Annotated in this window: 1 protein-coding gene and 1 pseudogene; both read left to right on the top strand. The window is 68.3% G+C overall.

Annotation, left to right across the window (positions count from 1 at the left end; all coding sequences use genetic code 11):
* Window positions 1-8 precede the first annotated feature (8 nt).
* On the top strand, window positions 9-6230 hold the full coding sequence (locus BTZ20_RS17455) for a type I polyketide synthase (protein WP_223263386.1): 6222 nt from the start codon (window positions 9-11) through the stop codon (window positions 6228-6230).
* A 65-nt stretch (window positions 6231-6295) separates the two neighbouring features.
* Window positions 6296-11708, top strand: a pseudogene (locus BTZ20_RS28295) (SDR family NAD(P)-dependent oxidoreductase); the annotation flags it as partial.
* Window positions 11709-11890: the final 182 nt, after the last annotated feature.

Here is an 11890-nt window from a genome sequence, read left to right as displayed (position 1 = left end):
AAGAGGACATGGTTGTGAACAACGAGGACAAGCTGCGGCAATACCTCAAGCGGGTCACGCTGGATTTGCAGGCGACGCGTAAGCGACTACAGGAGGTCGAGTCCGGGCCCGGCGAGCCGGTCGCGATCGTGGCGATGAGTTGTCGTTACCCGGGTGCGGCGAATTCACCGGAACAGTTGTGGGAGTTGGTATCCGGCGGTGTGGACGCGATCGGAGCGCCGCCGTCCTATCGCGGCTGGGATCGGGGCGCGCTGAGCGGCGGGGCAGCGGACGAGTCGTTTGTCGACCCGGTCGGTGGATTCGTGGAAACCGCCTCCGATTTCGATGCCGAGTTGTTCGGTATCTCGCCGCGTGAGGCGTTGGCGATGGATCCGCAGCAGCGGTTGTTGCTGGAGTCGTCGTGGGAGTTGTTCGAGCGGGCGGGTATTGATCCGTTGTCGTTGCGCGGCAGCCGAACCGGTGTGTTCATCGGCGGTACTTCGCAGGATCACGCGGTGAAGGCGGCGCTCGGTGGCTCCGATTACGGGCTGGCCGGCACCGCGAGCAGCGTGCTGTCGGGCCGGCTGTCGTATGTGTTCGGCCTCGAGGGTCCGGCGGTCACCATCGATACCGCGTGCTCGTCGTCGTTGGTGGCGTTGCACCTGGCGGTGCGGTCGGTGCGCAGCGGTGAGTGCGGGCTGGCGGTCGCCGGTGGGGCGACGGTGATGTCGACACCCGGTGCGTTCGTAGAGTTTTCGCGACAGGGTGGGTTGTCGCAGAGCGGCCGGTGCAAGTCGTTCGCGACGGGCGCTGACGGGACCGGCTGGGGTGAGGGTGTCGGCCTGGTGCTGGTGGAGCGGCTGTCGGAGGCACAGCGGTTGGGACACCGAGTCCTTGCGGTAGTGCGTGGCTCCGCGGTAAATCAGGATGGGGCTTCGAATGGTTTGACCGCCCCGAACGGTCCGTCACAGCGCCGGGTGATCCAGGCGGCGCTGGCCGATGCTCGGCTGCTGCCCGCAGATGTGGATGCGGTGGAGGCGCACGGCACCGGCACGGTGCTGGGTGATCCTATTGAGGCGCAGGCGTTGCTGGCGACCTATGGTCAGGATCGGGAGCAGCCACTGTGGTTGGGGTCGATCAAGTCGAATATCGGCCATACCCAGTCCGCCGCGGGCGTCGCCGGTGTCCTCAAAGTGATATTGGCGATGCAGCACGGTGTGCTGCCCAAGACATTGCACGTGGATGAGCCGACGACACAGGTGGACTGGTCGGCCGGCGCGGTGCGGTTGCTGACCGATACCGTGCCGTGGCCGTCCTCGGGTGACCGCCCGCGCCGGGCCGGCGTGTCCTCGTTCGGCGCCTCCGGCACCAATTCCCATATCGTGCTGGAGCAGGCGCCCGAAGCGCCGCCGCACGACGACGCGGCGACGCGAGTAGGGGACGGCAAGCCTGGGGTCCTGCCAGTGGTGCTGTCCGCGCGATCGGCTGAGGCGCTGCGCGCCCAGGCAGACCGGCTGCGCACCTTTATCGACGACCGACCGGATATCCGGCACCCCGACCTGGCCCATGCGCTGGCGACGACGCGTGCCGCGCTACCGCATCGCGCCGTGGTGATCAGCACGGACAGTGCGGATCTCGACGCCGGGCTCGCGGCGGTAGCCGACGGCGCGAATGCCGCGACCGTCGTCTGTGGGGCAGCGCGGGCCGGCAAGGTCGTGTTTGCGTTCCCTGGTCAGGGGGCGCAGTGGGTGGGGATGGGTCGTGAGTTGTTGGCGACCGATGGGGTTTTCGCGGCGCGGATGCGCGAGTGTGCGGCCGAGATGGATCCGCTGACCGGGTGGTCGTTGCTGGATGTTGTTGCTGGGGATCAGGGTTCGCTGGATCGGGTGGATGTTGTTCAGCCGGTGTCGTTTGCGGTGATGGTGTCGTTGGCGGCGGTGTGGGAGTCGTGTGGTGTCACGCCGGATGTGGTGGTTGGTCATTCGCAGGGTGAGATTGCCGCGGCGTGTGTTGCTGGTGCGTTGAGTTTGGCGGATGCGGCGAAGGTCGTTGTCCGGCGGAGTCAGGTGATCGCGGCGGAGTTGTCGGGTCGTGGTGGTATGGCTTCGGTTTCGCTCGCGGCGGAGCAGGTTCGGGAGGCTGTGGAGCGGTTCGGTGATCGGGTGTCGGTCGCGGCGGTGAACGGGCCGCAGAGCACTGTCGTCTCGGGTGAGACCGCAGCGCTGGACGAGTTGGTGGCCGGGTGGGTGGCGTCGGGGTTGCGGGCGCGGCGTATCGATGTCGATTACGCGTCGCATTCGGTGCAGGTCGATGCGGTGGCGGCGGAGTTGGTCGAGGCGCTGGGTGATGTCGATCCGCAGCGTGGCCGGGTGTCGATGTTCTCGACGGTGCGCGGCAAGGTGCTGGATGGTTCGGAGCTGGATGCCGCCTACTGGGTGGAGAATCTGCGTGCTCCTGTGCTTTTCGATGAGGCAGTGCAGGCACTGCTGGGGCAGGGCTATCGGTTTGTGATCGAGGTGAGTTCGCATCCGGTGCTGGTTCCCGCGGTGGAGCAGGGTATCGATCGCAGTGGCGCGTCGGCGTTGGTTTTGGGGACGTTGCGTCGTGATGATGGTGGTCGGGATCGGTTGCTGGCCGCGCTCGCGCAGGCGTGGGTGCACGGTGTGGTAGTGGGTTGGTCGGTGGCATGCGGGGAGCCGTCCGGGCAACGGGTCGAGTTGCCTACGTACGCATTTCAACGCCAGCGCTACTGGCTGGACTGGGGTGCGCCGACCGTGCCCGCGGCCGATCCCGTGGACGCGAAGTTCTGGGAACTGGTCGAGAGCGGTGATATCCGTTCGCTGGCGGATCTGGTCGACGCGGATCCGGCGACAGGATCGGACGGGATCGTTGCGGCCCTGGGAGATTGGCGTCGACGCGTGCGCCGTAAGGCCGATGCGAACGCCTGGCGACATGTCGATGCCTGGCGGCGCTTTTCGGTATCCCCGGCACCGCTGCCGGACCGATGGCTGATCGTGCGGCCCGCCGGGGACGACGCGGAGGGCGTGCTAGCGGCCGTGCTCGCGGGTCTGACGCCGCCGAATTGCATACTGGTACAGGTGGATCCTGAGGCGGACCGGGCGGCGCTGACCGAGCAGATCCGGGCGGCGCTCGATGCCACCGGGAACGTGACTGGCGTCCTGTCGTTGCTGGCCTTCACCGGCCTGGCCGATGCGCTTCGCCCGGATGTCCCCGCGGCGGTGTCCGGGAACCTGGCTCTCGTTCAGGCGATGGCGGATCTGGCGATCGACGCACCCCAGTGGTGGCTGACCCGTGGCGCGGTGCGCGCCGGTAATGACGACCCGCCACCGATTCCGGCGCACACCCAGTTGTGGGCGCTGGGACGCGTGGTGGCACTAGAACACCCGCGCGGCTGGGGTGGCTTGATCGACCTGCCACAGACCATCGACGAGGCCGCGATCGGCCAGGTTGCCGGGCTGCTGACCGCCGTGCATGGCGAGGACCAGATCGCGGTACGCGACGGCGCGGCCCTGGGCCGCAGGCTGGTGCCGGATGCGATCGACGGCGGTGCCTGGCAGCCCCGCGGCACGGTCCTGATCACCGGTGGGACGGGTGCATTGGGCGGTCACGTGGCGCGCTGGGCAGCCAACCATGGGGCCGAGCATGTACTGCTGGTCAGCCGCAGTGGTGACCAAGCCGAGTCCGCGCCCGTCCTCACCGCCGAGCTCGAGGCGCTGGGCGCTCGGGTGAGCTTTGCCGCCTGCGATGTGACGGATCAGGCCGAGCTGGTCGCGGTGCTCGGCCGCATCCCGGCGGAGCAGCCGTTGACCGCGGTGGTGCACACCGCGGGAATCGCCTTCGGCGGGCTCGTCTCAGACACGACCACCGAGCAACTAGCGCTCGCCAACGCAGCGAAGGTAGCGGGCGCCGCGCACCTGGATGTGCTGACCCGGGACCTCGAGCTGGACGCCTTCGTGCTGTTTTCCTCGGGCTCGGCATCGTGGGGTAGCGCGGGCAACGCCGTCTATGCGATGGGCAATGCGTACCTGGACGGATTGGTGTTGCGCCGCAAGGCTTCCGGCCTCCCCGCGACGTCCATCGCCTGGGGCGTCTGGGGTGGTGGCGGCATGGTCGAAGGCGCCGCCGAAAAGTCGCTCGGCCGCCGCGGACTACGGCCGATGGACCCCGAGGTCGCGGTGCACGCGCTGGCCGCCGCCGTCGGCCACGAGGACACGCTGGTGACGGTCGCCGATGTGGACTGGGGCCGGTTCGCCGAAACCTTCACCATCGCCCGCCCCAGCCGGTTGATCGGCGAGCTGCCGGGTGTCGAGGGAGCCGGGTCCGGCTCGTCCTCGACCGGCGATCGGGAGTTGCTGATCCGCCTGCGCGAACTGCCCGCGAGTGAACAGGCACGCTTCCTTGCCGATCTCGTGCGCGGCCAGGTCGCGTACGTGCTCGGGCATGCCGGTCCGCAGGCCATCGAGCCGACCCGGCCGTTCGCGGAGCTGGGCTTCGATTCGCTGACCGCGGTGGAGTTGCGCAACCGTCTCAAGACGACGACCGGATTGGCGTTGCCGAGCACGTTGGTGTTCGACTATCCGACCGTTGTCGCAGTGGGCGAGTTTCTGCGTGACGAGCTGATCGGTGCATTGGAATCGACGCCCGCAGCGCTGGTTTCGGCGGTCGCCGATGACGGCGATCCGGTGGTGATCGTGGCGATGAGTTGCCGGTATCCGGGTGGGGTGGAGTCGCCGGAGGACCTGTGGTCGCTGGTGGCCGACGGTGTCGACGCGATCACCGAGTTTCCCGATGATCGCGGCTGGGACCTGTCGATCTACGATCCGGACAGCGCCGCCGCCGGAACGACGTATGTACGTGAGGGCGGGTTCGTTTCGACCGCAACAGAATTCGATGCCGAGTTGTTCGGTATCTCGCCGCGTGAGGCGTTGGCGATGGATCCGCAGCAGCGGTTGTTGCTGGAGTCGTCGTGGGAGTTGTTCGAGCGGGCGGGTATTGATCCGTTGTCGTTGCGCGGCAGCCGAACCGGTGTGTTCATCGGCGGCAGTTCGCAGGATCATGCGCTGAAGGCACTGTTCGGTGGTTCGGCGACCGACGGCTATGTGCTGACCGGTACCGCGGGCAGCGTGCTGTCCGGGCGCATCTCGTACGTGTACGGCCTCGAAGGCCCCGCGGTGACGATCGATACGGGCTGTTCGTCGTCCTTGGTCGCACTGGACTGGGCCGTGCGCTCGGTCCGCAACGGCGAGTGCGAGACGGCGATCGCCGGTGGTGTGGAAGTGATGTCGACAACCGGCGCGTTCGTGGAGTTCTCTCGGCAGGGTGGGTTGTCGCGCAGCGCTCGGTGTAAGTCGTTTGCCGCCGGTGCGGATGGCACCGGGTGGGGCGAGGGCGTCGGCCTGGTACTGGTGGAGCGGCTGTCGCAGGCACAGCGGCTGGGGCACCAGGTGCTTGCTGTCGTGCGCGGTTCCTCGGTGAATCAGGATGGCGCGTCGAATGGTTTGACTGCCCCGAACGGTCCGTCGCAGCAGCGAGTCATTCGCCAGGCACTGGCGAGTGCGGGGCTGACCACCGCGGATGTCGATGCGGTCGAGGCGCACGGTACCGGCACGGCGCTGGGTGATCCGATCGAGGCGCAGGCCTTGCTGGCCACCTACGGCCGCGATCGCCCGGCGGATCGTCCGCTGTGGTTGGGGTCGATCAAGTCGAATATCGGTCATACCCAAGCCGCCGCCGGTGTGGCCGGGGTGATCAAGATGGTCGCGGCGATGCAGCACGGCGTCCTGCCCAAGACACTGCACGCGGATGAGCTGACGCCCGAGGTGGATTGGTCATCAGGCGCGGTCCAGGTGCTGACCGAGGCGCAGTCGTGGCCGAACGTAGCGCGCCCGCGCCGCGCCGCCGTATCCGCCTTCGGTGTCAGCGGCACCAATGCGCACCTGATCCTGGAAGCGGTTGCGGACCACACCGAATCGGCGGTTGCCCCGTCCGACGAGGTGACCACCCCGGTCTGGGTACTGTCGTCCCGCACCGAGGTCGGGCTGCGCGCACAGGCGGCACGGTTGCGTGACTATGTTGCCGCCGAGCATGATTCGACACTCACCGATATCGGCTACGCCCTGACCACCAGGGCGGCGCTGGCGCGCCGGACGGCCATCGTGGCGCCGGATCGCGCGGGATACCTCGACGGACTCGACGCGATTGCCGCCGGGAACTCGGCCCGGAGGTTGTGACCGGCGATCGGGTCGGCGGCCGGGTGGCCTTCGTGTTCCCGGGGCAGGGTGCGCAATGGGCAGGTATGGGGCGCGAACTGCTGGAGACCGACGCCGTTTTCGCCGCGCGGATGCGCGAGTGCGCGGCGGCGATGGATCCGCTGACCGGCTGGTCGCTGCTGGAATTCGTGGCGGGACAGCAGGAATCGCTGGATCGCGTCGACGTGGTGCAGCCGGTGTCGTTCGCGGTGATGGTGTCGTTGGCGGCGGTGTGGGAATCGTGCGGTGTCACACCGGATGTCGTCGTCGGTCACTCGCAGGGCGAGATCGCTGCGGCCTGTGTCGCGGGCGCGTTGACGCTGGCGGACGCGGTCCGGGTGGTGGTGGCCCGGAGCCGGGTGATCGCAGAGCGATTGGCCGGCCACGGGGGATGGTATCGATCGCGTTGCCGCCGGAGCAGGTCGCCGACCTGGTCGCCCGGTTCGGTGACCGCGTCTCGGTCGCGGCGGTGAACGGGCCGGTGAGCACGGTGATCTCGGGTGAGAATTCCGCCCTGGACGAACTGCTGGCTGAATGCTCGGCGGCGCAGGTGCGAGCCCGCCGGGTCGAGGTGGACTACGCGTCGCACTCGGTGCAGGTGGACACGGTCGCCGAGGAACTGATGGCGGTGCTGACCGGCATCGCGCCGCAGGCCGGTCGGGTACAGGTGTATTCGACGGTGCGCTGCGGGTACCTCGACGGTGCTGAGATGGACGCGCGATATTGGGTCGAGAATCTGCGGGAGCCGGTGCAATTCGCGTCGGTGATCGAGGTGTTGCTAGCGCAGGACATCGGAGTGCTGGTCGAGGTGAGTTCGCATCCGGTGCTGGTGCCCGCGATCGAGCAGGGGATCGATCGCAGTGAGGCGGCCGCGGTGGCGATGGGCACGTTGCGTCGCGCGGAGGGCAGCCGGGATCGGTTGCTTGCCACGGTTGCGCGGGCCTGGACACACGGCGTGGCGGTGAATTGGGATGCGCTGTACGCGAGTTCGGCGGCTCGGCGAATCCAGCTGCCCACCTATGCCTTCCAGCGCCACCGGTTCTGGTTAGAGTGGGCGTCCATTGATTCCATCGTGCCCGCGACCGATCCCCTCGATGCGGAGTTCTGGAATCTGGTCGAGGGCGGCGACGTGCGCTCGCTCGCCGAATTCGTCGAAGCTGACCCGGCGGCGGGTTCGGACGGGATCGTTGCGGCACTGGGTGATTGGCGTCGCCGGGCGCGCCGTAAGGCCGATGCGAGTGCCTGGCGGCACGTCGATGCCTGGCGGCGGTTCTCGGTGACCACGGCGACACCGCCGGACCGCTGGCTGATGGTGCGGCCGGTCGACGACGATGCCGACGGCGTGCTCGCCGCTCTGCTCGCCGGTCTGGACCCGAAACGCTGTGTGCTGCTGACGGTCGAGCCGGGTGTCGATCCCGCGGCGCTGGCGGAACAGATCCGGGCCGTGGTCGCGGACGAGCCGGTGCGCGGTGTGCTGTCGCTACTGGCCTTTACCGACCGGCCCGATCCGGTACACGCGGCGCTGCCGGCCGCGATCTCGGCACAGCTGGCATTGACCCAGGCACTGCCCGAGTCCGGGACGGACGCACCGCACTGGTGCCTGACGCGCGGCGCGGTGTGGATCGGCAGCGATGACCCGCAGCCGATTCCGGCGCACAGCGAGCTGTGGGCACTGGGCCGGGTCGCGGCCTTGGAACAACCGCGCGGCTGGGGTGGTCTGATCGACCTCCCGGAAGCCGTCGACGAGCAGGTCGTCTCGCTGGTGGCCGCGCTACTGACCCAGCCGCACGGCGAGGATCAGATCGCGGTACGCGACAGCGCGGTCCTCGGCCGCCGGCTGGTGCCGGATGCGATCGACGGCGGTGCCTGGCACCCCCGCGGCACGGTCCTGATCACCGGTGGGACGGGTGCGCTCGGTGGCCACGTGGCGCGCTGGGCAGCTGCCCATGGGGCTGAGCATGTACTGCTGGTCAGCCGCAGTGGTGACCAGGCCGCGACCGCGGTCGGCCTGGCCGCGGAACTCGACGCACTGGGCGCTCGGGTGAGCTTCGCCGCCTGCGACGTCGCCGACCGCGGGGCTCTCGCGGACGTGCTGTCGCGAATTCCCGCCGAGCTGCCACTGACCGCGGTGGTGCACACCGCGGGAATCCCTTACCACGCAACGATTTCGGAGACGGCCGCCGAGCAGCTGGCTCTTGCGAACGCCGCGAAGGTGGTAGGCGCGGACAACCTGGACGCGCTGACGCGCGAGCTCGACCTGGATGCGTTCGTCCTCTTCTCCTCCGGCTCGGCATCCTGGGGGAGCGCGGCCAACGCCGTCTACGCGATGGGCAATGCCCACTTGGACGGAGTGGCGTTGCGCCGCAAGTCTTCCGGCCTGCCCGCGACCTCGATCGCGTGGGGTATGTGGGGTGGCGGCGGCATGGCCGAGGGCGCGGCGGAGGAATTGCTCAGCCGGCGCGGCCTGCGGCACATGCACCCCGAGGTCGCGGTGCACGCGCTCGCCGCCGCGGTCGGCCATGGCGACACCCTGGTGACGGTCGCGGATGTGGACTGGGCGTGGTTCGCCGAAACCTTCACCGTCGCCCGACCCAGCCGGCTGATCAGCGAGCTGCCCGGCGTCGCGGTCGCCGAACCGACAGCCGGCGAAGGTGATCGAGAGCTGCTTGCCCGACTGCGCGATCGGTCGGCCGCGGAACAGCAGGATGTGCTGGCCGATCTGGTGCGCGGCGCGGTCGCTTCGGTCCTCGGACATGCCGGGCCGCAAGCGATCGAACCGACGCGGCCGTTCGCGGAGCTGGGCTTCGATTCGCTGACCGCGGTCGAGCTGCGCAACCGTCTCAAGACCGCGACCGGACTCGCGTTGCCGAGCACATTGGTGTTCGACTATCCGAGCGTCGTCGCGGTGAGCGAGTTTCTGCGTGACGAACTGCTCGGCGCGTCGAGCACTGCGGCAGTAGTGGTTTCGGCAATCGCCGACGCCGACGATGGCGATCCGGTGGTCATCGTGGCGATGAGTTGCCGGTATCCGGGTGGGGTGGAGTCGCCGGAGGACCTGTGGTCGCTGGTGGCCGACGGTGTCGACGCGATCACCGAGTTTCCCGATGATCGCGGCTGGGAGCTGCCGGTCTACGACCCAGGACCAGACGATACGGGGACCGCCTTTGTGCGCGCGGGCGGATTCGTGCCGAGCGCCACGGAATTCGATGCCGAGTTGTTCGGTATCTCGCCGCGTGAGGCGTTGGCGATGGATCCGCAGCAGCGGTTGTTGCTGGAGTCGTCGTGGGAGTTGTTCGAGCGGGCGGGTATTGATCCGTTGTCGTTGCGCGGCAGCCGAACCGGTGTGTTCGTCGGTGGCACACCACTGGACCACGCCGTGAAATCGGTTCTCGCGGGCCCCGAAACAGCCGGATACCTGGCCACGAGCACATCGGGCAGTGTGCTGTCGGGCCGGATCTCCTACGTGTTCGGTCTGGAAGGTCCGGCGGTGACAGTGGATACGGCGTGCTCGTCGTCCTTGGTGGCGTTGGACTGGGCGGTGCGGTCGGTCCGCAGCGGCGAGTGCGATCTCGCGCTCGCCGGTGGCGTCGCGGTGCTCTCGACGCCGGGGTCCTTCGCCGAATTCTCGCGGCAGGGTGGCATGTCGCGCAGTGGTCGATGCAAATCGTTTGCGGCGGGTGCCGATGGGACAGGATGGGGTGAGGGTGTTGGTGTGGTGTTGGTGGAGCGACTTTCTGCGGCTCGCCGTTTGGGACACCAGGTTCTCGCGGTGGTACGCGGATCGGCGATGAATCAGGACGGCGCGTCCAACGGGCTTTCGGCGCCCAACGGTCCGTCGCAACAGCGGGTGATTCGTCAGGCGTTGGCGAACGCGGGTCTCACGGCCGCAGATGTGGATGTGGTCGAGGCGCACGGTACGGCAACGGTATTGGGCGATCCGATCGAGGCGCAGGCCTTGCTGGCGACCTACGGTCAAGATCGGGACCGGCCACTGTGGCTGGGATCGATCAAGTCGAATATCGGTCATACCCAGGCGGCTGCCGGCGTGGCCGGTGTGATCAAGATGGTAGAGGCCATCCGTCGAGGTGTGGTGCCTGCGACACTGCACGTGGATTCGCCTACATCGCAGGTGGATTGGTCGTCCGGAGCGGTCGAACTCGCGACCGAGACGCGGGCGTGGCCCGCGTTGCAGGCCCCGCGCCGCGCGGGAGTGTCCTCCTTCGGGATCAGTGGTACCAATGCGCACGTGATCCTCGAGCAGGCGCCGGCGGAAGAGTCCGACGGCGCTGTGCCGCAGTATGATTCGAGTACACTGGTGCCGTTGGTGTTGTCGGGTAAGACCCCGGAGGCGTTGCGGGCACAGGCTGGTCGGCTGTTGTCGCTGCTCGACCAGGCGCCGGAGACGGTGCTGCACGACCTGGCGTGGACCTCGGCGACGTCGCGGGCGGCGCTGGATCGGCGTGCCGTCGTCGTGGCGCGGGACCGGGCTCAGCTGTCGGACGGTCTGCTCGCCCTGACCGAGGATCGAGCAGCGGCGAATGTCGTTGTCGGACGGACTCGGCCGGGGAAAGTGGCGATCGTGTTCTCGGGGCAGGGCTCGCAACGGGTCGGCATGGGCCGGGAGCTGTACGAGGCGTTCCCGGTATTCGCCACGGCCTTCGACGAGGTGTGCGGGCATATCGACGCGCTGTTGCGCCGTTCGTTGCGCGAGTTGATATTCGAGGGCGATCCGGAGCTGTTGCACCGCACGGAGTTCGCGCAGCCCGCGTTGTTCGCGTTCGAGTTGGCGTTGTACCGGCTCGTCGAGTCGGGGGCCGCACCGCAGATTACGTGATCGGACACTCGGTCGGCGAGATCACCGCCGCGTGTGTGGCCGGAATCTTGTCGGTCGACGACGCAGCACGTCTGGTCGTGGCGCGTGGCCGACTGATGCAGGCATTGCCCGAAGGCGGCGCGATGGTGGCGGTACAGGCCGGCGAGGCCGAGGTGAGGCCGCTGTTGACCGGCACCGCCGCGATCGCGGCGGTGAACGGCCGAGAGTCGGTGGTCGTCTCCGGTGCCGCGGACGATGTGCGGTGCGCGGTAGAGCATTTCGATACGCTGGGGCGAAAGACCAAGTGGTTGAACGTCTCACACGCATTCCATTCGGTGCTGATGGAGCCGATGCTGGCGGAGTTCGCGAAGGTATGCGGCAGGCTCGAATTCAGCAGCCCGCGCCTCGGTGTGGTGTCGAACGTGACCGGCGGTGTGGTCTCGGATGAGATGGCCACCCCGGAGTATTGGGTGCGCCACGTCCGTGAGTCGGTCCGCTTCGCGGATGGCATCAGCGCGCTGGTCGAGCGCGGCGTGGCAGGTTTCCTGGAACTGGGGCCGGACGCAGCATTGACCGGTTCGATACTGGCCGAATTCGACGGGGAGCCGGCGGTAGCGCGGGTCGCAGTCGCGTCGATGCGCGCCGATCGACCGGAGCCGGAGACGGTACTGACGGCGGTCGCCGCGCTGTTCGTGCACGGTCATGCGGTGGACTGGGCGGCCTTCCACACTCCGACGAGCGCGGTGCGACGGCGGGTCGAGCTGCCGACCTACCCATTTCAGCGTCAGCGCTACTGGTTGGATCTCACCGCCGCGGCCGTCGACGTCTC

It is taken from the genome of Rhodococcus sp. MTM3W5.2 (genome assembly GCF_001984015.1).
In the GTDB taxonomy this organism is placed as follows: domain Bacteria; phylum Actinomycetota; class Actinomycetes; order Mycobacteriales; family Mycobacteriaceae; genus Rhodococcus_G; species Rhodococcus_G oryzae.
Note: the sequence above shows the minus strand (reverse complement) of the source record. Positions and strands in the feature narration are given on the sequence as shown.